Source organism: Bianquea renquensis, assembly GCF_014384895.1.
In the GTDB taxonomy this organism is placed as follows: Bacteria; Bacillota; Clostridia; order Lachnospirales; family Bianqueaceae; genus Bianquea; species Bianquea renquensis.
In genome coordinates, this window is the sequence record NZ_JACRSQ010000002.1 from 219760 (window position 1) to 243203 (window position 23444).

The following is a 23444-nucleotide window of genomic DNA, read 5'->3' on the forward strand; positions in this document are numbered from 1 at the left end:
AGGAATACATGGAATTTCGAGATTTACGGAAGCAGTATCAGGTATTGGAAAAGCAAATGAATTCTGCTATGATTCAGGCTGTATCCGATGGACACTATATCATGGGGAAGCAAGTTCTTGAGTTGGAAGAAATTTTGGCTGACTATGTAGGAGTCAAGCATTGTATTTCGTGCGGCAATGGGACCGACGCTTTACTTCTAGCGCTTATGGCCTGGGGTGTACAAAAGGGGGATGCGGTCTTCGTCCCAGATTTTACTTTTTTTGCCTCGGCGGAGGTCGTGGCTGCGCTGGGCGCTACTCCAATTTTTGTTGATGTTGATATGAGTACGTATAATTTAGATCCACACAAACTAGAAGTAGCAATTCTTGAAACGAGGAAAAGAACTTCTCTCACACCAAAGGCTGTGGTGGCGGTGGATCTATTCGGTCAGCCGGCTGATTATGAAAGGATTCGAAAAATCGTTACTCAGTATGGATTACTTCTGCTGGAGGATGGCGCACAAGGCTTTGGAGGTCGTATTGATGATCGGAAGGCGTGTAGCTTTGGCGATATGGCAACGACTTCCTTTTTTCCCGCCAAACCGCTGGGCTGTTATGGAGATGGAGGAGCAATTTTTACCGATCACGATGAATGGGCGCAGATCCTTCGTTCTCTGCGAGTTCATGGAAAAGGAACAGATAAATACGATAATATACGAATCGGTATGAATTCTAGACTTGATACGATTCAGGCGGCAATATTGTTAGTCAAATTTGAGGCTTTCAACCAATATGAACTCCGCGAAGTCAATCGTGTCGCGGAGCAGTACCGCAGACTTTTGCCAGATACAGTGATACAGCCCATGGTCCCGGAAGGATATGTATCAAGCTGGGCTCAATACACAATTCAACTGGGGAATAAGAGTGAGCGCGATGCACTGCAAGCGTATCTTAAAGAGCAAGAAATACCCTCTATGGTATATTACCCGAAGCCTATGCACTGCCAGACAGCGTTTCAACACATTCAAGACGGAATGGAGTACCCTGTTACGGACAGATTATGCAGTACGGTGCTGTCTTTGCCAATACATCCATACATGAGCGAAGAAGAGATTATCAGAGTTTCAACCGCAATACAAAGTTTTATAACGAGATGATGGGGACGCCCAGAAAGAGGGATTGAGATGACAGCTATGGCTGATAAGAGAATCAAAAGCATCACGATATTCAAATGTGCATATGTTTGTCTACTTATCTTATCCTTTCTTAACTTTAGCAGTCAGAATGTTTCCTTACTCGCATCTATTCTAGCGATAGTGGGAGGCGCTCTTATTTTTTGGGGACTCGTGCGGAAACGGTTATTTACAATGCCAGGGATCGTATTCTTAACCATATTTTTGGGCATCTATCTTGTTTCTTGTATGATTAATCTAAAATATGGTATAATAGGAAATATAAAGAGTTTTATCTGGCTGCTGCTTCAATTTTTTTTACTCTATACAGTGGATGATACGGTAGAGGATTCCTACTATAAGAGAGAAGCAGTTCTTCTTATGCGTCTGTATTCCATCCTAATCTTTATAACCTCTTTGATTGCTCTGATCATGGCGGTCCTGCATATAGAACAGGTATCAGAGGGATTAGGAGGTACGATTATCAGGGGGGTGTATGCTGGACGCCTGTACGGAGAATATACAGATCCCAATTATGGCGCTATGTTTGCGGTGATAGCGATTTTCTTTTCTTCCTATCTTTGGCAGCATTCCTCTTATCTGCCGTCGCGATTTTTTTTCTCGGTGAATGTACTCGTTCAGTGCACATACTGTTTTTTGTCCGGTTCTAGAACCGCTATACTTTCATTGCTGATCTGTATGGTTATGGGCCTTGCCCTCTGGGTGTATAAACGATTTGTTAGGGGAAATGCACTTCGGCAAAGATATTGGAGAATTTTTATATCTGTTATATTGGCTGCTTTCATCATAGGGATACTGTTTTTCTTATACCGCGCGTGTCTTGCCCATGTAGAGGATACGCTTGCGGTTGATGTGGAAGAAGCAGCGGATCACTATATAGGGCGTGACCTATCAACCGCTGATTTTACAAGCGGTCGCTTTAAGATTTGGTTTAGCGGAATGGAAGTATGGAAAACAACGCCATTCTTTGGAACGTCGCCCAGAAATTTATTGCCCTATGCGAAGGCTGTGCTCCCGGATACGTATATCGCAACTCAAAATTATGTCGCCATGCACAATGTATTTTTGGATCTTTTAGTAGAAACCGGCGTGTTGGGCCTGCTCAGTATGCTGGGCTTTATTGGATATATGGCGGTGTGGATCTTCAAGCGCTGGGGCAAAACGGCGTATGAAGACTTCCCCTTCAGTCTGTGCATAGCGGTAACCGTGACCGCAATCGGCATATCCGCATGTTTTCTAACGGAAATACTGTTTATCAATTCAGTTGGCGCGTTCTTTTTCTGGTCGTGTCTAGGATATTTAGTTCACTTTAGCAAGGAAAAGCAGAGGCAGTGAAGGGAGGCGGAGTATGGGCGACGTTCGCATATTGGCCGGGTTTTTGACCGGAAGCTATGGAGGGGTCGAGAGGTATATGATGGAAAATTTCAGACTGTTGAATCGAACAAAATTCTCCATGGATTTCTTGACCAGCGCTTCTGACGTTCCCTTTGAAGCGGAATTGAGGCAGGCAGGTGCAACAGTTTACCATATTCCATCCTTTAAGCACCCGGTTCGCTGCTACCGGGAGATCCGGAAAATTTTGCGGCGTCGCACCTACGGCTGCATCCATTTGAACATCTCCACCGCTTTATTGGCGGTGGCGGCCGTTGCAGGGAGAAGGGAAAAGGTACCTGTGCTGGTCCATTCTCATAGCAGCGGATATCACGACCGGAATCGAACGCGGGAGGTCGTGTATACATTTCTCCACAGGATATGCAAACCTATGCTAAAGCGGAATACGGACTATTTTGGCGCCTGCTCTTTGGAGGCGGCCGCCTGGATGTTTCCTGGAGATGTTGTCAAGTCAGGAAGGGTGCATATCTTAAAAAATGCGATTGATATCCATACATTCGAATACGATGAGTCGGTTCGCACAAAAGTGCGAAGGGAGCTAAATGTCGAGGCGGATACCGTGGTGTTAGGGCATGTCGGAAATTTTATGCCAGTTAAAAATCATCGCTTTCTGCTGGAAATATTTCAAGCGTTTTTAGCTTTGAATTCCAATGCCCGTCTGCTCTTGCTTGGCACGGGAGAGTTACAGAGCGAGATAAAGACTCGAGCTCAGGAGGCAAAACTATCGGACAAGATTCTTTTTTTAGGATATCAGCCGAATCCGCAGGACTTTTATCAAGCCATGGATGCATTGGTTTTACCTTCGCTTTTTGAAGGGTTTCCCCTTGTAGCGGTTGAAGCCCAGACAGCAGGGCTGCCCTGTTATCTCAGCGATGCGATCACAAAAGCGTCGGCGCTGACGGATCTTGTGCACTTTATCAGTATACACAGATCACCCACCGTGTGGGCGTCAGAAATGAACCGGACATTACACTCGCCGAGATATTCCAGGCATGAGGAGATGGTGGACAAGGGCTATTCGTTGGAGCAGGGGATCCGGTCTCTAGAGGAAATTTACAGTCAAATCATAAAGGAAAAGGAGAATTCCCATGTATGATTATCTTATTGTAGGAGCGGGCCTCTATGGGGCGGTCTTTGCCTACGAGGCCACAAAGCGTGGAAAGCGTTGTCTCGTCATCGATAAACGGTCCCACATTGGCGGCAATATCTACACGGAAGAAATAGAGGGCATTCAGGTTCACCGGTATGGTGCCCATATTTTTCATACAAACCAGGAGGCGATCTGGAGGTATGTCAACCAGTTTGCAACCTTTAACCGATATACCAATTCCCCCATTGCCAATTATAAAGGAGAGATTTATAACTTACCCTTTAACATGAACACTTTTCACCAGCTCTGGGGCGTTATCACGCCGGAACAAGCGCAGAAGGTCATTGCCAAGCAGAGAGAGGCCGCCGGAATTGAGGAGCCTACGAATCTTGAAGAGCAAGCGATCTCTCTCGTCGGCTCCGATATCTATGAGAAGCTGGTAAAGGGCTACACAGAAAAACAGTGGGGGCGAAGTGCCAGGGAATTGCCATCTTTTATCATTAAGCGGTTGCCTGTACGGTTTACCTACGACAATAATTATTTTAATGACCGGTATCAGGGCATCCCCATTGGGGGATATACGCAGATTGTGGAAAAAATGTTGCAAGGCAGCGAGGTCCTGCTCAATACGAATTTTTTTGACCGGCAGGACGAATTCAGGCAGTGCGCGTCAAACATTGTTTTCACAGGCATGATTGACGAGTATTTCCGTTTTCAATGTGGCGTGCTAGAATATCGGAGCCTCCGGTTTGAGCAGGAGATACTGGATATGGAGAATTATCAGGGCAACGCGGTGGTCAATTATACCGATGCAGAAACTCCGTATACCCGGATTATTGAGCATAAGCACTTTGAATTCGGCGCGCAGCCGAAAACGGTGATCACAAGGGAGTACTCCAAAGAGTGGAAGGCGGGAGATGAGCCGTACTACCCTGTCAATAATGATCGCAATACCCAGATATACCAGCGCTACAAGGTGTTGGCAGACCGAGAACAGAATGTATTGTTTGGGGGGAGATTGGGCACGTACCGGTATTTTGATATGCATCAGATTATCGGCAGCGCGTTAGACGCGGTAAAAAAAGAGTTCGGCGAGTAAGGAGATGGTTATATGCCGATGGTAAGTGTTATCATGCCAGTTTATAAAGTGGAGAAGTTTGTTGGGCGCTGCATCGAGAGTCTTTTGGGTCAGACATTGACGGATTTTGAATTTTTTGCAGTGGACGATGGGTCGCCTGACCAAAGCGGGGAGATTTGCGATGCGTATGCGCTGAAGGATGCGAGGATTCGAGTGATCCACAAAGAAAATGGGGGTGCGCCCAGCGCGCGAAATACAGCGATGGAGCTGGCTACGGGAAAATATCTGTATTTCTTGGATTCGGACGATTGGGCGGAGCCAACGATGCTGGAAGATATGGTTACCCTGGCTGAGGCCAACGCCTCCCAGCTGGTGGTTTCAGGATATTTTATTGACACCTACGATGGCGATACCAAGATCCATGTGCAGGACAAGAAATGTGAGGATGCGGTGTATCAAAGTGCGGAGCCTTTTCGGCGGGCGGCGTATAAGCTTTTTGATGAGAATCTGCTATATACCCCCTGGAATAAGTTATATCTCCGCGAGTATGTTATGGAGCACAATATACGCTTTCCTCAGACCTACTGGGACGACTTTCCCTTCAACCTCATGGTGATACGGGATATCGAGCGGGTTTCGGTCACGTCCAAACAGTACTATCACTTTCTCCGAGCGAGACAGGAATCGGAGACGGCCATGTACAGACCGGATTTATATGAAAAGAGGGAAGAGGAAAATCGCTGGCTCAAGGGGTTGTACCGCTATTGGCATGTTGCGGATCAGGCTAGCTGTGAGATGCTGGCGAGACGATATATTGAACGGTTGGTGGGATGCATTGAGAATGTGATGAATCAAAGCTGCACTCTCTCAGGGGCGGAAAAAAGCGATTTGATACGGACCATGCTGCACAATCCGGAAGTATCAAAGGCATTAAAGAGAGCAAGGCCGCGGTCAATGGCAATGAAAGGCGCACTGCTTCCCATACGCTGGAAAAGCGTCCCACTTTCAAAAATTATGGGGAGTTCTATTTCCTTCGTGAAGAGGCATAATACGAAGCTCTTTTCCACTGTGAAAGCCAATCGCTAGCAGACACGGCATAATACGAGGGAAGGTTACGGATGAGAAAAGAAAATTCTATAAAAAATATTTCATTTGTTTTAGTTGGGCAAGTTGCAAATCTGATCATTGGCTTTATCACAAGAAAAATCTTTGTTCTCTTTCTAGCGCGAGAATATCTCGATCTAAATGGCCTTTTTACGAATATCATTTCGGTCCTGTCCCTGGCGGAGCTGGGCATGGGCTCTGCGATGGTATTTAGTTTATATGAACCCTTGGCGAAGCGGGATACGCAAAAGATCCAGGCCCTGATGGGCTTTTATTCAAAGGCCTATAAATTGATTGCCCTTGTGGTACTTGTTGCAGGGATCGCCATATATCCGTTCCTTGATATCTTTATGGGGGCGGAGAAGCCGCAGAATATCGCAAATGTAAATCAATTTTATTTTCTGTATCTAGCCAATTCGGTCATATCATATTTATGGGCTTATAAGCGCTCTCTTATCTTAGCAGATCAAAAGAATTATATTTTGGTTTTATATAAGCAGGTTCTGTATTTTGTGCTGAATGTTGTGCAGGTGTTGCTGCTGATTTTCACAGGAAGCTTTCTTTTTTATATGATGGCGCAGGTCCTCAACACGGTGGTGGAAAATCTCCTGGTTTCGCGCAGAGCGGATCAGTTGTATCCATATATTCGTCACAGGCAGGGGATCCCCCTCGATCAGGAGAGCAAGCACAGCATCTTTAAAAATTTGCGCGCCCTTGTCTACCACAAGATTGGCGATGTGATGATCAGCAGTACCGATAATATTTTGATCTCCATGCTCGTTGGGATGAGCTGGGTTGGACTGTACAACAATTATTATATGGTGCTAGGTTCTCTAAATACCATTATTGCACAGATTTTTAGCTCGATTACCGCCACGGTTGGAAACCTCAATGTGAGCGAGGGGGAGGAGCAATCCTACTGTGTTTTTCAGAGGATCCTATTTGCCAATTTTTGGATGATGGCCTTCTGCACCATCACACTGCTGTTGGAAATACAGCCCTTTGTGGAGCTTTGGCTTGGGGAGAATTTTTGGCTGCCCGTCTCCACAGTCATCATTTTAGGAATCAAGTTCTATCTGACGGGACTCCGCAAAACGGTTTTAATGTTTCGCGATGCCATGGGATTGTTCTGGTATGACCGGTATAAGCCAATTGCAGAGGTCATCCTGAATCTTGTCGCGTCCATCCTGTTGGCGAAGCCCTTTGGAATCTCCGGTGTATTTGCCGGGACGGTTGTCAGCACTTTGCTGACGAGCTTTTGGATCGAGCCGTATATCCTGTATCGCAGGGGATTTCCCTCGAAACCACTGCGGCACTATTTTTATCGCGTGGTCTGCTACACGGGGATTACAGTGCTGTTGGCCCTTTTGACATGGGGGATCTGTAGCCTTTTGCCGGGAAATGGGATACTCGGCATTGCGGTTCGTTTGCTAACATGCATTTTTGTGCCCAATGGGGTGTTAGCCCTTTGCTTTCACAGAACGGATGCCTTTCAATATTATTGGAGTATCGCGAAGGGGATTGGTTCAACTGTTTGGAAGAAATGCCATCATAGTCAGGGGTGATCAAATTGAGTATGATTAGCATCATTGTACCGGTGTATAATGCCAAGAATTTAAAGATGTGCGTTGAATCGTTGATCCATCAGTCCTATCCCTCCCTGGATATTTTGCTGATTGACGATGGTTCAACGGATGACTCGGGCGCAATCTGCAACGCCTACCAGGCTGCGGATTCCAGAGTCCGTGTCGTTCACCAGGCAAACGCCGGTGTATCCGCCGCCCGAAATACTGGCTTGCGGCTCGCGACAAGTCCATATATTATGTTTGTGGATAGCGATGATTCTCTCGAATTAACAGCATGTGAAGAGGTAATGAGAGAGATGAACCGCGAACCTTCGGATCTTATTATATTCGGCTATTTTCTACACCAGAAACCCACAGCGCAAATTCGGCCGGGGAAGCGGCGCTATGCATCGAAAGGGGAACTGCGCGAAGACTTTTCCACTTTGTATGATTCCTATTTGATTCATTGTGTATGGAATAAAGTGTTTGTCCGAGACCGAATTGACAGAGAATTTGATGTGTCGCTTTCCCTGGGTGAGGATCTGATATTCGTTTTAGACTATATGAAGAACGCTCAGTCTATACGCTGCATCGATACATGCTATTACCACTATCAGTGGGATAGTCCCTCATCTTTAACCATGCGCTATCGAGATGATTATTTTGCCATTGGGAAAAGACTGTATAGAGCAGCCTCCACATTTTGTCAAGATTATATCGGTGAGAATGCTGACAAAACCGGCCTCTGTAATGTCTTTCTGTGCGATTGTTTTCGCGCGATGCAGAATATGATCTGGTCCTCACCCTTACCTAAAAAGGAAGTGAAACATCGGCTGAGACAATGGGTCAGCGACCCGGATGTGGGATATGCGGCAGCGCACGCTGCTTTGAAAAATAGAGAGGGGAAGCTCCTAGCAAGAGCTATCCAGCGCGGGCGTGTGGAGTCTATATATTGTTTTTATGCAGTGAAGAGATATATCAAGAAGATTAAACGGTAGCTTGAGCGGATTTGATAAAAACGAGGGACAGCAAATGAATAAACCAGAACAATTTAAACGGACGATCGCATTCTTGCTAAACGCATTGATTTTAGTGTCGCTGAGTCTAGTCTATGCCTATATATGGCATGTCAACTACAATACCATCATCATCCAGCCCTTTCTGGGAAAAGGCAATTGGCTTAACATCGCAATCTATCTAGTGCTGCTCTATTTCTTTTCCAGAATCTATGGGGCGAACCGTGTTGGGTATCTGACGAAGTCGGAGGTCATGTATTCCCAGATTCTGTCCCTTCTCATCGTCAATGTGATCACGTATTTTCAGGTTAGTTTGATTGGGCGCGGACTGATGGCGGTCCTCCCCTTTATTGTGATGACAGTGGTTCAGGTTGGAATCATCGCAATATGGGTCTTTCTATCCAGTTACCTATACTTTAGCTTGTATCCGCCCCACAGAACGCTTTTTATCTATGGCAATGAGGCGGGAACAATGCTGGAACACAAAATGAGCACACGATCGGACAAGTTTCGCATTGAAGCGTCCATCCATATCCGAGAGGGCCTGGAGACAATTCAGAATAGAATTTTGGACTATGATGCGGTTATTATCTGTGACGTGAAGACGCAAGAGCGAAATAAGCTTTTAAAGTTTTGCTTTGATCATTCAGTCCGCACCTATATCACGCCTAAACTGTCGGATATTATCATCCGTGGCGCTAATACGATGCATCTTTTTGACACTCCGCTTTTGCTATGCAAAAATATGGGACTTACCTTAGAGCAACGTTTTGTTAAGCGGGCATTGGATCTCATCTTGTCACTGTTGATTCTGATTGTGCTATCGCCGGTTATGGCGGTGACAGCGGTCTGCATTAAAGTCTATGACCGGGGGCCCGTCCTGTTTCGTCAAGAGCGGTGCACCATCGACGGCCGAATCTTTAAGATCTGTAAATTCCGAAGTATGGTCACCAATGCAGAAGAAAAAGGGATCGCACAGTTGGCCACGGAGCATGACAGCCGGATTACACCGGTTGGAAGGGTTATCCGCAAATTGCGGATTGATGAGATTCCGCAGCTTTTTAACGTTTTGAGCGGGAACATGAGCTTAGTGGGACCGCGGCCGGAACGGCCGGAGTTTATTGAGATGTATTCGAAAAAGATTCCAGAATTCTCCTATCGCCTGAAAGTCAAAGGGGGGCTGACCGGGTACGCCCAGATTCTGGGGAAATATAATACGACTGCTTACGATAAGCTTAAGTTAGATTTGATGTATATCGAGAATTATTCCTTCAGTCTCGACTTAAAACTTTTGCTGATGACGTTTAAAGTCATTTTTCAGAGAGAGAGCACGGAGGGCTTTTCCGATGTCATTGTCGCGGAGAGGGAAGATGAGGCGCCGGAAGAGCCGGAGACTAAAGAAGAGAAATCCGCCTCCACTGAGAGGCGTTAAAGAAAGGGAGAGAGCTATGCAAATTCAGACATTTAATTTATGGAACCCTGGCGAGGCGATCGTGGAGGATCAAACCTCGTCTGCGTACACGCCCTATCTGGTGGCGTATCTTCAAGAGCCGCTTCGTGGAGAGGAGGAGCGCCGTCCAGCTATCCTGATCTGTCCCGGCGGTGCGTACTGCTTCTGCTCCCCAAGGGAAGGGGAGCCCATCGCAATGCAATATCTTGCGAGAGGGTACCAGGCTTTTGTGGTATATTACAGCATCGCTCCGTCCAGATTCCCAGCGGCGCTGAAGGACGCGGCAAAGTCCATGGACATCATTCGCAGCAATGCGGTTCAATGGGGGATCGAGCCGAATTCCATTGTCATCTGTGGTTTCTCCGCCGGTGGACATTTGGCGGCAAGCATGGGAACGATGTGGGATTGTGCAGAACTGAGGGCATGTGGCCTTGGCGGTGAAAAAGTCCGCCCTGACGCCATGATTTTGGCCTATCCTGTCATCACAGCAAAGAAGGAGTATGCCCATGAGGGATCATTTGTGGCGCTGTTAGGGGCGGAGGCGATCCAACGGGAGGAAACGCGGAATGCCTTTTCTCTGGAAACTTGTGTGAATGAGACGACGCCTCCCGCGTTTATTTGGCATACAGCGGAGGACACAAGCGTTCCGCCCATGAATAGTTTATTGTTCGCGCAGGCGCTCGATCAGTATAAGGTGCCCTATTCACTACATATCTTCCCTAAGGGCTACCACGGACTGTCACTGGCGACAGCTGAGACAGCGGAAGGAGCCCAGGCAGCTGTTCGGGCGGATGTGGCCACGTGGGTTGAAGAGAGTGATGAATGGTTTCAGGAGAGACGTTCCCTGTAGTGGATGTACTGCGCTTCATGTGAAAAAATCTAGCATTTTAAGCCCGTCTGCCGTACGGGCTTTTTTGTCCTCCTATAGGATTGGGGTGTCTGAGCCCTAGGGGGAGAGGGGCTGAGAATGTCCGCCGGAGAGGAAGTAGCCCCCCAGCCGGCGTGCAAAACCCGAAGGAAGGGCCAAGCCCCACGAGGAAAAGGGCTGAGAATGTCCGCCGGAGAGGAAGCAGCCCCTCCAGCCGGCGTGCAAAACCTGCGAGGGCAGGGCAGCCCCACGAGGAGAGGGGCTGAGAATGTCCGCCGGAGAGGAAGCAGAGCGCTCCAGCCGGCGTGCAAAATCCAAGAGGGCAGGGCAGCCCCACGAGGAGAGGGGCTGAGAATGTCCGCCGGAGAGGAAGTAGAGCGCCCTAGCCGGCGTGCAAAATCCGAAGGAAGGGCCGAGCCCCACGAGGAAAAGGGTTGAGAATGTCCGCCGGCGAGGAAGCAGAGCGCTCCAGCCGGCGTGCAAAATCCGAAGGAAGGGCCGAGCCCCACGAGGAGAGGGGCTGAGAATGTCCGCCGGAGAGGAAGCAGAGCGCCCTAGCCGGCGTGCAAAATCCAAGAGGGCAGGGCAGCCCCACGAGGAAAGGGGCTGAAAATGTCCGCCGGAGAGGAAGCAGAGCGCCCTAGCCGGCGTGCAAAATCCAAGAGGGCAGGGCAGCCCCACGAGGAAAGGGGCTGAAAATGTCCGCCGGTGAGGAAGTAGAGCGCTCCAGCCGGCGTGCAAAATCCGAAGGAAGGGCCGAGCCCCACGAGGAGAAGGGCTGAGAAAGCCCGCCGGAGAGGAAGCAGCCCCCCCCAACCGGCGTGCAAAATCCGAAGGAAGGGCCGAGCCCCACGAGGAAAAGGGCTGAGAAAGCCCGCCGGAGAGGAAGCAGCCCCCCAGCCGGCGTGCAAAATTCAAGAAGGCAGGGCCGAGCCCCACGAGGAAAAGGGCTGAGAATGTCCGCCGGCAAGGAAGTAGCCCCCCGCCGGCGTGCAAAATCCGAAGAAAGGGCCGAGCCCCACGAGGAGAAGGGCTGAGAATGTCCGCCGGTGAGGAAGCAGAGCGCCCTAGCCGGCGTGCAAAACCTGCGAGGGCAGGGCAGCCCCACGAGGAGAGGGGCTGAAAATGTCCGCCGGTGAGGAAGCAGAGCGCTCCAGCCGGCGTGCAAAACCTGTGAGGGCAGGGTTGAACCACGGGGAGAGAGGCTGAGAATGTCCGCCGGTGAGGAAGTAGCGCGCCCCAGCCGGCGTGCAAAACCTGCGAGGGCAGGGTAGCCCCACGAGGAGAGGGGCTGAGAATGCCCGCCGGAGAGGAAGCAGAGCGCCCCAGCCGGCGTGCAAAATTCAAGAAGGCAGGGCAACCCCACGGGGAGAGGGGCTGAGAATGCCCGCCGGAGAGGAAGCAGAGCGCCCCAGCCGGCGTGCAAAACCTGCGAGGGCAGGGCTGAACCACGGAGAGAGGAGCTGAGAATGCCCGCCGGTGAGGAAGTAGACACCTCCAGCCGGCGTGCAAAATCCAAGAGGGGAGGGCTGAACCACGAGGAGAGGGGTTGAAAATGTCCGCCGGTGAGGAAGTAGCCCCCCCGCCGGCGTGCAAAATCCAAGAGGGCAGGGCTGAACCACGAGGAGAGGGGTTGAGAATGCCCGCCGGTGAGGAAGCACCCCCCAGCCGGCGTGCAAAATCCGAAGGAGGGGCCGAGCCCCACGGGGAAAGGGGTTGAGAATGCCCGCCGGTGAGGAAGTAGCCCCCTCCAGCCGGCGTGCAAAATTCGAAGGAGGGGCCGAGCCCCACGGGGAAAGGGGCTGAAAATGTCCGCCGGTGAGGAAGTAGCCCCCCAGCCGGCGTGCAAAATTCAAGAAGGCAGGGCTGACCCACGGAGAGAAGGGCTGAGAAAGCCCGCCGGTGAGGAAGTAGCCCCCCCCAGCCGGCGTGCAAAATCCAAGAGGGCAGGGCTGAACCACGGGGAGAGGCATTGTCACACGATATTAATATAAAAAACTGCCCAAAACCGTTCAAATATGATATAATATCAACGTAAACAGGGAGCAGTATGCAACCAGAGGCAGACGATTCTTTGCCATCATCGACAGGAAAGAAAAACAAGCGTTAAAAGCCAGGAGGGTATGACAATGGAAAACAAAACAAAAGTCTGGGCACACAGAGGGGCCAGCGGAGAAGCTCCGGAGAATACGTTGGAAGCATTTGAGCTTGCACTGAAACAAGGTGCGGATGGCCTGGAGCTAGACGTGCATATTAGCAAAGACGGACATCTGATTGTGATGCACGATGAACAGGTAGACAGGACAACGAACGGAACCGGACAGATCCGAAGGATGACCCTAAAGGAACTGAAAGCGCTGAACGCTGGGACAAAAGAGCAGCCCATGGAGATTCCCACACTAGATGAGATCTATGCCTGGGCCCAGCACAATACCATGGAAATCAATGTCGAGATCAAATCCGATGCTGTCGCCTACGAAAATATTGAAAGCAAATGCCTTGAGCTAGCTGCGCGGTACGGGGTGGAGAACCGAATCTGGTATTCCTCCTTCAACCACTACACGTTAGATGTCGTTAAGCATCTGAATCCAAAGGCGCGGACGGGCATTTTGTACGGCCAGCAGCTTTATAAACCGTGGGAGTATGCCAAAACAGTGGGAGCGAAGGCTATCCATCCCTATTATGCATCCATTACAGGTGAAGACTACATGAAAGCCTGCCAAAAAGCTGGTATAAACGTACACCCCTGGACAGTCAACAGAGAGGAAGACCTTGAGAAAATGATTGCGCTGGGTGTCGAGGCGGTTATCACCAATTATCCCATGAGGGCAATCCAAATCCGGGACGCACAAATGCGAACGTTGTAAAATGGCTGCGCAATAGCGGGATACTTCTCGTCAGTATTCTGTTTGTGACCGTATTTTCCCTGCTTCTTAGCTGGTTTTTCCGAAAAGAAAGTCTGGGAACGTTTTTTGCAGGCGGTGAGAACTCCGAAGAAAGGGAATGATATGCAGGACGGGCAGACAGCGTGGAGGGCACGTACCGAGAAGGTACGAAATTTCATGAACAGCATAGGGATTGAGGCTGTCGCCTTTCTCCCACCAGGACCGTACGAGAAGTTGGAACAGTTCTTGCGGGACCGGCAATGGGAACCGGAACGGGCGAAGCAATATGCCACTCCCAGCTACCTTTTAGAAGATGTGCGGAGCGTGATAACAGCCTTGTTTCCTTATTATGCAGGAGAGGAAGCGGGGAATCTATCGCTCTATTGTAGGGGGAGAGACTATCATCGAGTGATCAAGGAATATTTTGAACGCCTGCTGCACTTTTTGAATCAAGAGATCTCGGAAGTGGAGATCCATGCGAGAGTCTGTGTTGACACGGGGCCTGTTATCGACCGTTATTTTGCAATGCGAGGTGGTTTGGCGGAGGCCGGGCGAAACAATCTGCTGTACCGAAAAGGAATGGGAAGTTACTTTTTTATTGGCTCGATGCTAGTGAACCTTCCCTTTTTGACAGAAGAGGTAGAGCCCCAGATGGCGGCTGCTTGCAGAGAGTGTGAGCGGTGTATCCGTTCATGCCCAGGAGGGGCATTGAAGAGAGATGGAACTTTTGATCCCCAACGCTGCCGGAGTGCCATCACCCAGAAAAAAGGGGAGCTGGAAGACTGGGAATGGACGATTCTGGAGAAAGATTCCCTTATATTCGGCTGCGACGTATGCCAAAGAGTGTGCCCTATGAATCAGCACCTGCTCCCCACAGCGCTGCCAGAATTTCGGGAAGATCGAATTATTACAGTGTCAAAAGCGGAATTGGAAGGGCTGTCTGAGCGGCGATTTCAGGAGATCTATGGAGACCGGGCTTTTGCGTGGAGAGGGAAAAAGGTTCTACTGCGAAATCTCAACATCAACGGTGGAGAGGAATAGCCGCTGACAAATCTTAATCGATTTGCAAGTTTTTGCCCCTTGATTCTTTCGCTGAAACTCAGTACAATAGAGGAGAAAGGCGGGTGATCGCGTGGATCAAGGCAGAGAACAGCTGGACTGGGAACCAGCGCTGGAAGAGGAAGACACGGAGGAGCGGTTAAACGAGATATTGGCTTCAGCAGAAGGTGGCGACAGTGCATCGCAGTATCAGATTGCCGTCTATTACTATCAGGGAACACAGGACCTGGAGCCAGACCATGAACAGGGGTGGCGGTGGTTAGAGAGGGCGGCGGAGAATGGATTTGTGAAGGCGCAGAAAGTCGCGGGCCTATTATATATGAATGGACAATACACGCCATGGCCAGAGCAATCGCCGGAAAAGGCGGTAGGATGGTATTATAAAGCGGCGGAGCAAGAAGATGGAGAGGCGGCATATTGGCTTGGAAAATGTCTGCTTCAGGGAATCGGAGTAGCGCAGGACACGGAGAAAGGAAACCTATGGATCGAGGCTGCGGAGGTTCTTGGCTATGGCGAGGAGGACGAAAGCGCCACCGAAGAGGAAAACGGTCAGCCCCGGCCCCTTCCATCGGGTGAAAGGCAGGAGATGAACGGCGATACATCCGATGCTGAGGAACGAACATCAACTAAAGTTCCAACAGAGATCAGGCGTTCGACCAGTCAAATAGGGACAAGCCGGATTTACACCCCACGCCATGATCCATCATATTGTAAGAATGGGTTTCTCTTTGGCCTGTTGGCTCTGGCCGGAGCGATAATCATTTGCTGCATGATCGCCCTGATTCTTGTCCTCGCCAATTCCACTTTTTTTTCGACCCCGACGTATTCTAAAACATTTCTCTGGTGCAGCGCTGTCGTATGTCTTGCAGTGGCGGCGTTGGCATTCGGGATAGGATATAAAAAAGCGTATCAAATGCAGAGGAAGAATGCGTGGTTTCGTAAAACACCTTTCTATAAGCAGTACCTGACAGAGCTTCATTCCATGGATTCCAACCGCAAACTCCAATATGATGTGTATTCCGCCTTAGAACGTACATATCGCCCCTGCTCCTGGCAGGATACCATATCCAGGTTAACCTTTCGTGAATACAAAGGATACATGTATCCGGGTGTTATTTTCAGCGATGGAAAAAATAAAGTGCGGCCGGATTTGGTTATCATGACAGAAAAGGCGGTTTATGTCCTAGATTGTTGCTATGCGCCTGGAAAGATCCAGGGAGAGCGGCATTCAAAGGAATGGCAGATTGTCAAGGAGTCCGGAAAGACAAGGACGATCCCAAATCTTGTGGCAAAGAATGAGATGCGAATTCACATTATGCAGGAGAATCTTAATAAGATCTGTCCGTGGGTTGTGCTGTCTAAGATCCCATTTCATTCCCTAATTCTTTTTGGACCGGAGACGGATATTGGAGGAATTTCGGTGCCAAAGAATAAATATATCCATGTCTGTGCCGGTGGCAGAGACAAGATTCGCGGATATCTTGAGGTGTTGGAGAGCCGGGGTTCGCTGCATGCGCAAGATATGGGAGAGCTAGTCAAAGCGGTGGAGAAGATCGCGCACGAGCTGCCCGCTAGGCGTAAACAAAGTGAGTAAACGATAGGAAAGGGCTGTCGCAATGAATTTTACGACAGCCTCTTCTAATCCACAGTAATCAAGTCAGAAAGGATGATCAGGGTGGAAATCGAGCGGAAATATCGAATGCGGATGAGACCAGAGCATTTGGAGATGTATTCAGTCTGCCATATGACACAGGGATATATCTGTACAGAGCCAGTAATTCGAGTTCGCAGCATTCGTCATGATAAGCAGGAACTGTATGTGCTCACAGTCAAAGGAACAGGGCTGGTGGAACGTGAAGAATTTGAGCTCTCGCTGTCAAAGGAGCAGTATGAGAGGCTAAGTCAGAAGGTAGATGGCTATGTGATCGAAAAAAACCGATATCGAATCCCACTCGAAGGAGGCTTGGTAGCGGAATTGGACGAATTTTTGGGCCGATTGCAGGGGCTCTGGCTGGTGGAGGTGGAATTCACGTCCAGGGAGGCCATGGCCAACTTTACGCCGCCCCAATGGTTTGGCGAGGACGTTTCCCATGACGGGACATTTCAGAACAGCCGGCTTTCCCAGATGGAAAGCTATCGTTGAGTTGTATTGACTTGAGTTGTCGAAAAATTTATAAAAATTAATCATTTGGTTGACAGATTGCTGCAAATGGCGGAGACTGTCAGTCGACAGAGAAATTTAAATTTTTTGAAAATTTGAATATTAACAGAATAAGTCGAGTTATAAACAATCCTGTAACATCAAAAGTAGTTGTTTTAGGTTACTCACAGACTTATCCACATTATCCACAAAAAACTTGATGTGGATAGGAGAGTCAAAAAAATGCAGGATATGTTATGCACAAGTTGCAGCACAGTTATCCACACAGATTTTGTGGATAACTGTGTCCAAAAAATTTTCCAAAAAAAAGGGATTTACCGAAAAATGGAGAATACTATAAATAGATTATATAAAAAACGCTTTCTATTTTGGGGAGGGTTTTGCATTATAAGATAAAGGAGTGGTCCAAATGAAATACAAGTATATGGGACGGAACATGGATGTGACCCAAGGAATGAAAAATGTCGCGGAGAAGAAGCTGGAACGGCTGGAGAAATTTTTTACTCCAGATACAACGGTGATGGTGACATTCCGCACGGAAGGACGCAACTATATCGTGGAAGTGACCATTCCAGTGAAAGGGGCGGCGATTCGGGCTGAGGTTTCCACGGATGACGCTTACAAGGGATTGGACGAGGTGATGGACAAGCTGGAGCGCCAGATCGTCCGATATCGCAAGAAGCTTATCGACAAGGCTAAGCAGGATAAGACGCTGAGCTCTGATTATTTTGCCGCTGTAGCCGGCGAAGAGCCGGATGAGAAGCTGGCGATTCAGAGGGTGAAGAAGATTGCGATGAAGCCCATGGACCCGGAGGAAGCCTGCCTCCAGATGGAACTGTTGGGGCACAATTTCTTCATGTTCAAGAATGCGGAGACAGGGGCCGTCAATGTTGTCTACAAGCGCAATGAAGCGGGAACCTACGGCCTCATCGAGGCGGATGAATGACATGTCGGGAAAGCGTCCGCTCACCGATTCACGTGAACGGCTTCTCGCGGGGATGACAGCGCGTCATCCCCTTTTTTAACCTATAGGAAAGTCCGCCGCAAGGCGGACATAATAAAGTTCGCGAAGCGAACCTTTTTACCCTATAAGAAAGCCGCAAGGCGGATATAATTTCGAAGAACCGAAGGTTCTTCCAAAGTTCGCGAAGCGAACTTTTTTAACACGGGAGTGAAAGAACACCGATTGGCGTCCACGGACAAAATTTTGGAACATTGCAAGGAGAAAAAGGTTGCGCCTGTATTTGATTAATGATAAAATAGACAAGAGCACGGGAACATACAATTGGAGGTTGACGTAGTTGGCATTTTTAGAAAAGATTTTTGGTTCGCAGAGCGCCAAAGAGTTAAAGCGAATACAACCCCAGGTCGATGGAATTTTAGCTTTGGAGCCCGATATGGAGAAGCTATCCGATGAGGAGCTTCGGGGCAAAACCATAGAATTCAAGGAGCGTCTTGACAAGGGAGAGACCTTGGATGATCTGCTGGTGGAGGCTTACGCGGTCGTCCGGGAAGCGGCGCAGAGGACGCTGGGACAGAAGCATTTTCCGGTTCAGCTTTTAGGTGGAATCATTTTGCATCAGGGGCGCATTGCGGAGATGAAGACCGGAGAGGGTAAGACGCTGACGGCAACCCTGCCATCCTATTTGAACGCGTTGACCGGGGAGGGCGTACACGTGGTGACAGTCAACGACTACCTGGCAAGCCGTGACGCGGAATGGATGGGGCAGATCCATCGCTTCTTAGGACTGTCGGTTGGATGCATCCTCAATCCCATGAATAATGACGAGCGGAGAGAGGCTTATGCCTGTGACATTACCTACGGTACGAACAATGAGTTTGGATTTGACTATCTTCGCGACAACATGGTGGTCTATCAGAATAAAATGGTGCAGCGAGGACTAAAGTACGCCATCATTGATGAGGTGGACTCCATTTTGATCGATGAAGCCAGAACCCCCTTGATTATATCCGGGCGCAGCGGAAAATCCACCTCCCTGTATAAGCAGGCGGATATGCTGGCAGCGCGGATGAAGAAGGGCCGTATCATCGGGGAACAGACCAAGCTGGCGCAGCTGATGCAGGAGGAAATCCAGGAGGAAGGCGACTTCATCGTGGACGAGAAGGAGAAAGCTTGCAGCCTGACGGCGGATGGGGTGAAAAAGGTTGAGCAGTATTTCGGCCTGTCCAATTTCAGTGACCCGGAAAATGCGGAGATCGCCCACCATGTGAACATCGCGCTGAAGGCGAGATATCTCATGTTCCGGGACCAGAACTATGTGGTCAAGGATGGGCAGATTGTGATTGTCGATGAGTTCACGGGGCGTCTTATGCCAGGGCGCCGCTACTCCGACGGACTTCATCAGGCCATAGAAGCAAAAGAGAATGTGGAGGTCAAGCGGGAGAGCAAGACGCTGGCGACAATTACCTTCCAGAATTACTTCAATAAATATGAGAAGAAAGCCGGTATGACAGGTACAGCGAAGACAGAGGAGAACGAGTTCCAACAGATCTACGGGATGGATGTGGTGGAGATCCCGCCCAATCGCCCTGTCGTCCGCATCGATCACCCGGATATGGTCTTTAAAACGAAAAAAGAAAAATACAGAGCCGCTGTGGAGGATATCCAGGACAGCCATGAGAAAGGACAGCCGGTTTTGGTCGGCACGATCACCATCGAGGACTCTGAGCTGTTGAGCAAGATGCTGAAGACGAAAGGGATTCCCCATAATGTCCTAAACGCCAAGTTCCACGAGCGGGAGGCGCAGGTGGTCGCGGAAGCGGGGCAGAAGGGCGCTGTGACCATCGCCACCAACATGGCCGGACGTGGTACAGATATCAAGCTGGGAGACGGTGTGGCGGAGCTGGGCGGACTGAAAATCATCGGCACGGAACGCCATGAGGCGCGCCGGATCGACAATCAGCTGCGCGGCCGTTCGGGACGGCAGGGAGATCCCGGCGAGTCGCGATTTTACGTGTCGATGGAAGATGACCTGATGCGGATCTTCGGCGGCGAGCGGATGACAAAAGTTCTGGAGACGTTCAAGATACCAGAGGACACACCCATCGAGGACAAAACCTTCTCCAAGGCGATCGAAAAGGCACAGATGCGAGTTGAGGAAAATAACTTTGGCATACGCAAGCGCTTGCTGGAGTATGACCAGGTTATGAATGAGCAGCGGGAGATCATCTATGGAGAGCGCCGGAAGGTTTTGGAAGGCGATGATCTGCGAGATGAGATCATGCGAATGATCGAGGATGTTGTGGAGCGCAGCGTAGCGGAGGCGGTTGGCGAGGCGAAATATGCGGAGGAATGGAACTTCCGGCATCTTCGAGATGAATTGTGCTCCGTCATCCCCTTGACAGATCTGGATGTCGATCAGAAAGAGCTGGATAGCTTGACGCAGCAGGCGTATACAGAGCGCCTGACGGAAAAGGCGAAGGAACTGTATGAGGCCAAGGAGCAGGAGGTCCAGCCAGATCGCATGCGGGAAGTCGAGCGGATGATCCTGCTGCGTGTCGTGGACAATCGATGGATGGACCACATCGACATCATGGATCAGATGCGACAGGGAATTGGACTGCAAGCCTATGCGCAAAAGAATCCGCTGGATGAGTATAAGTTCGTGGCGTATGATATGTTTGAGGAATTGAGCCAACATATTCAGGAGGACACGCTGCGGTTCTTATATCGGATTCGGATTCAGGAAAATCAAGAAGTCGAGCGCAAAGAGGTAGCGCAAAATGTGAGCACCAACAGGGGTGAGGACACATCCAAGGCGAAGAAGCCGGTCAAGCGCGCAGAGCCAAAGGTTGGACGCAACGATCCCTGCCCGTGCGGTAGTGGGAAAAAATACAAGAATTGTTGCGGGCGGGACGCATAGACAAAACGTATGCGTTTGCGCTGTGGAACAAAACTTTACATCGGAAAGGGTGAGACATGTGCTAGAGTTTGATGAGTACAAATTAGAGCTAGAAAAATATAAAGGCGCGGTAGAAGAACTGGGTGAGTCACTTTAACCTGGCTGCGCTGCGGTTAAAAGTAGAAGAATTGGACTTAAAGGCATCGGAACCGGATTTCTGGAGCGATCCGGCGAAGAGCCAAAAGATTTTGCAGGAAGCCAGCGTTTATAAGAATAAGCTTCAAGGATACGAGGAAATGATGAGGGCTTATGAGGACGCGCAGGTCATGCTGGAGATGGCGGTGGAGGAAGATGATGCCTCAATGGAACCGGAGATCCGGCAGCAGATCGACGAGTTTATCCGCTGCTATGAGCAGCTTCGGATTCGCACTCTGCTTTCAGGGGAGTTTGACGCGGGCAATGCAATCATAACCCTTCACGCTGGCGCTGGTGGCACAGAGGCCTGCGATTGGAATGAGATGCTTTTTCGGATGTATACCCGCTGGGCGGAGAAAAAGGGGTATAAGGTTGAGATCTTGGACTATCTGGACGGAGAGGAAGCGGGCTGTAAATCAGTGACCATGCAGATTTCAGGGGAGAATGCTTTTGGCTATCTCAAGTCTGAGAAGGGAGTTCACCGGCTTGTCCGTATTTCACCCTTTGATTCGTCGGGACGCCGTCACACGTCCTTTGCATCCTGCGACGTAATGCCGGAACTCAGCGATGATATCGAAGTGGAGATCAATATGGATGATCTGCGCATTGACACGTATCGCTCAAGTGGGGCTGGCGGCCAGCACGTCAATAAGACGGATTCGGCCATCCGAATCACCCATCTGCCCACGGGAATCGTGGTCCAGTGTCAGAACGAACGGTCCCAATTCCAGAACAAAGATAAGGCTATGATGATGCTCAAGGCCAAGCTATATGAGGTTGAGCGGGAAAAACAGATGGAGAAACTTTCCGATATCCGAGGCGAGGTCAAGGAGATCGGCTGGGGCAGTCAGATTCGATCCTATGTATTCCATCCGTACAGCATGGTGAAGGATCACCGGACCAACGAGGAAACGGGAAACATTCAGGCGGTTATGGACGGGGATCTGGACGCGTTCATGAACGCGTATCTCGTGTGGCTGAGCAAATAATCAAAGAGGGCGAGGGGAGAAATCTCCACGCCTTTTTTAGACCTTGCTATTTATTCCCCAAGCAGGTATAATAAACGGTAGACTGGAGTGGACAGAAAGGATGTTCGATATGAGAAAATTGGCGAAACGAAGTGTTGCGTCAGCAGTAGTTTTGCTGCTTGCCGTTCTTGCAACCGCTTGCGGCAGAGTTGCTGTAGGCGGCGTTGCCGTCAGCCAGATGACGGAGGATCAGAAGGCGCAGGCGAAGCAGAATTTCGAGCAGGCGACGGGGGTTATGATGGACGGGACGTACAATGACCTACAGACTATGACGCCGGTTACGCTGAAGAAGGAAGATATGATCGATTTAAGCCCTCAGTGGGAGGAATATGAAAGCTATGTTGCGGAGTATGGTCCCCTGACGAAGGCTAAGTTTGAAGAGGCCTACGTATATGGCACCGACTGGGTCACCACAGGCCGGCTGACCTTCGAAAATGGAGTCAGAGAGTTGAGCATCAAATTCAACAAAAAAGGGCAATTGCTGGATTTGTTCTTCTATACGCCGGCGGATATAGATGAAGAAACGTACACACTTCCGGAGTCTGTCGAAGAGTTCGATATCGTTTTGGGGGAGGATTCCCAATACCCAATCGACGGAAAGCTGACGGTTCCCAAAAATGCCGGGGACATGGAAAGCCTAGCGGGCGTCGTCCTGGTTGGCGGCGTTGGCGCCAACGACATGGATATGTCAGGGGGCAACACGAAAGCCTATCGGGATATCGCCTGGGGACTGGCGGAGAGAGGAATCGCGGTACTTCGATTTAACAAGCGAGTTAACCAGTATCCGGAAGCGTGGGACCTGGAAAACCCCATTGCGGAAAATTTGACGGTGGATTTCGAGATCGTGGAGGATGCTGTCAAAGCGTCGGAGTATCTGAAGGGACTCCCATATGTCGATGCGGATCAGGTGTATCTGTTGGGGCATACTACGGGAGGAATCTTGGCACCCAGGATTGACCAGGCTGGCGGAGATTTTGCGGGATATATTATGTTGGCAACCACGTCAAGACCGTGGTATCAGGCTGCCTACGATCAGATCTTGAACTATGGCCTGGCGGGCCTGACGGACGACCAGCTTCAGATTATGATCAGCATGAAGAGCGATGAGAAGAAGCGGATTGAGAAGAAATTGGATACCATGGATGAGGAAGAGTTGCTGGAGGACAATCTTCTCGGAATGCCGGCCATCTACTGGAAAGATATGAATTCCATGGACTATACGCAGATGCTGATTGATGAGCAAAAACCTGTCTTATTCCTTCAGGGGGAGGAAGACTATCAGATCATTGCGGAGGTGGACTTTGAGCAATGGAAAGAAGTCATGAAGGACTGTGATTTCGCGCAGTTCAAGAGCTATCCGGAGTTAAATCATTTGTTTGTCAAGTCGGAGGGATGCTATAAAGGCAGTGCGAAGGAATATGATATTCCCAATCATGTCCCAGAGGAGGTCATGTCGGACATCGCCGCGTTTATTGAGGAAAATGGAAAATAAACCGAAAGATCGGAGGAGGAGAGGCG

19 protein-coding genes are annotated in these 23444 nt (G+C 49.7%); 17 read left to right on the forward strand and 2 right to left on the reverse strand.

Features of this window, described 5'->3' with window-relative positions:
• The first annotated feature begins 8 nt into the window (after window positions 1–8).
• The 9 genes from H8730_RS02510 (at window position 9) to H8730_RS02550 (ending at window position 10717) form a co-directional block, all read left to right on the forward strand.
• Window positions 9–1136: a DegT/DnrJ/EryC1/StrS family aminotransferase gene (locus H8730_RS02510; protein WP_249289304.1), complete on the forward strand. Its 1128-nt coding sequence runs from the start codon at window positions 9–11 to the stop codon at window positions 1134–1136.
• A gap of 189 nt (window positions 1137–1325) precedes the next feature.
• The gene (locus H8730_RS02515; protein WP_249289305.1) at window positions 1326–2507 is read left to right on the forward strand and encodes an O-antigen ligase family protein; all 1182 of its coding nucleotides are present in this window, start codon (window positions 1326–1328) and stop codon (window positions 2505–2507) included.
• Window positions 2508–2520: 13 nt separating this feature from the next.
• Window positions 2521–3660 (forward strand): glycosyltransferase, encoded by a 1140-nt coding sequence (locus H8730_RS02520; protein WP_249289307.1) that lies wholly within the window; start codon window positions 2521–2523, stop codon window positions 3658–3660.
• Complete coding sequence (gene glf / locus H8730_RS02525; RefSeq protein ID WP_177714547.1) at window positions 3653–4753, forward strand: UDP-galactopyranose mutase; 1101 nt, start codon at window positions 3653–3655, stop codon at window positions 4751–4753. The genes H8730_RS02520 and glf overlap by 8 nt, the downstream gene beginning before the upstream one ends.
• A 12-nt stretch (window positions 4754–4765) precedes the next feature.
• A complete protein-coding gene (locus tag H8730_RS02530) occupies window positions 4766–5818 on the forward strand; it encodes a glycosyltransferase family 2 protein (RefSeq protein WP_177714549.1) in 1053 nt (350 codons plus the stop codon).
• A 32-nt stretch (window positions 5819–5850) separates the two neighbouring features.
• Window positions 5851–7401 (forward strand): lipopolysaccharide biosynthesis protein, encoded by a 1551-nt coding sequence (locus H8730_RS02535; RefSeq protein ID WP_177714551.1) that lies wholly within the window; start codon window positions 5851–5853, stop codon window positions 7399–7401.
• Window positions 7402–7412: 11 nt separating this feature from the next.
• A complete protein-coding gene (locus H8730_RS02540) occupies window positions 7413–8399 on the forward strand; it encodes a glycosyltransferase family 2 protein (RefSeq protein WP_249289349.1) in 987 nt (328 codons plus the stop codon).
• 34 nt (window positions 8400–8433) lie between these two features.
• On the forward strand, window positions 8434–9849 hold the full coding sequence (locus H8730_RS02545; protein WP_177714555.1) for a sugar transferase: 1416 nt from the start codon (window positions 8434–8436) through the stop codon (window positions 9847–9849).
• 16 nt (window positions 9850–9865) lie between these two features.
• Complete coding sequence (locus H8730_RS02550) at window positions 9866–10717, forward strand: alpha/beta hydrolase (RefSeq protein ID WP_177714556.1); 852 nt, start codon at window positions 9866–9868, stop codon at window positions 10715–10717.
• A gap of 96 nt (window positions 10718–10813) precedes the next feature.
• Here the strand turns inward: H8730_RS02550 and H8730_RS02555 are convergent, their stop codons facing one another.
• The gene (locus H8730_RS02555; RefSeq protein WP_249289309.1) at window positions 10814–12082 is read right to left on the reverse strand and encodes a hypothetical protein; all 1269 of its coding nucleotides are present in this window, start codon (window positions 12080–12082) and stop codon (window positions 10814–10816) included.
• Entirely contained in the window at window positions 12079–12696 is a 618-nt protein-coding gene (locus H8730_RS02560) for a hypothetical protein (RefSeq protein ID WP_249289310.1), read from the reverse strand. The genes H8730_RS02555 and H8730_RS02560 overlap by 4 nt, the downstream gene beginning before the upstream one ends.
• 168 nt (window positions 12697–12864) lie before the next feature.
• Here H8730_RS02560 and H8730_RS02565 point away from each other — a divergent pair, with 168 nt between their 5' ends.
• From H8730_RS02565 to H8730_RS02600, 8 genes are all read left to right on the forward strand, one after another.
• Complete coding sequence (locus H8730_RS02565; protein WP_177717877.1) at window positions 12865–13602, forward strand: glycerophosphodiester phosphodiesterase; 738 nt, start codon at window positions 12865–12867, stop codon at window positions 13600–13602.
• A 195-nt stretch (window positions 13603–13797) separates the two neighbouring features.
• A complete protein-coding gene (locus tag H8730_RS02570; protein ID WP_177717875.1) occupies window positions 13798–14661 on the forward strand; it encodes an epoxyqueuosine reductase in 864 nt (287 codons plus the stop codon).
• Between the two features lie 91 nt (window positions 14662–14752).
• On the forward strand, window positions 14753–16273 hold the full coding sequence (locus H8730_RS02575) for an NERD domain-containing protein (RefSeq protein ID WP_177717873.1): 1521 nt from the start codon (window positions 14753–14755) through the stop codon (window positions 16271–16273).
• Window positions 16274–16354: 81 nt separating this feature from the next.
• On the forward strand, window positions 16355–16822 hold the full coding sequence (locus tag H8730_RS02580) for a CYTH domain-containing protein (RefSeq protein ID WP_346726543.1): 468 nt from the start codon (window positions 16355–16357) through the stop codon (window positions 16820–16822).
• A 427-nt stretch (window positions 16823–17249) separates the two neighbouring features.
• Window positions 17250–17786 (forward strand): ribosome hibernation-promoting factor, HPF/YfiA family, encoded by a 537-nt coding sequence (hpf, locus tag H8730_RS02585; RefSeq protein WP_177717869.1) that lies wholly within the window; start codon window positions 17250–17252, stop codon window positions 17784–17786.
• A gap of 355 nt (window positions 17787–18141) precedes the next feature.
• A complete protein-coding gene (gene secA, locus H8730_RS02590; RefSeq protein ID WP_177717867.1) occupies window positions 18142–20724 on the forward strand; it encodes a preprotein translocase subunit SecA in 2583 nt (860 codons plus the stop codon).
• A gap of 58 nt (window positions 20725–20782) precedes the next feature.
• A protein-coding gene (prfB, locus tag H8730_RS02595; RefSeq protein WP_177717866.1) for a peptide chain release factor 2 occupies window positions 20783–21887 on the forward strand; the annotation gives its coding sequence in 2 pieces (ribosomal slippage) (window positions 20783–20857 and window positions 20859–21887; 1104 coding nt in all).
• A gap of 109 nt (window positions 21888–21996) precedes the next feature.
• A complete protein-coding gene (locus H8730_RS02600; RefSeq protein WP_177717865.1) occupies window positions 21997–23418 on the forward strand; it encodes an alpha/beta hydrolase family protein in 1422 nt (473 codons plus the stop codon).
• Window positions 23419–23444: the final 26 nt, after the last annotated feature.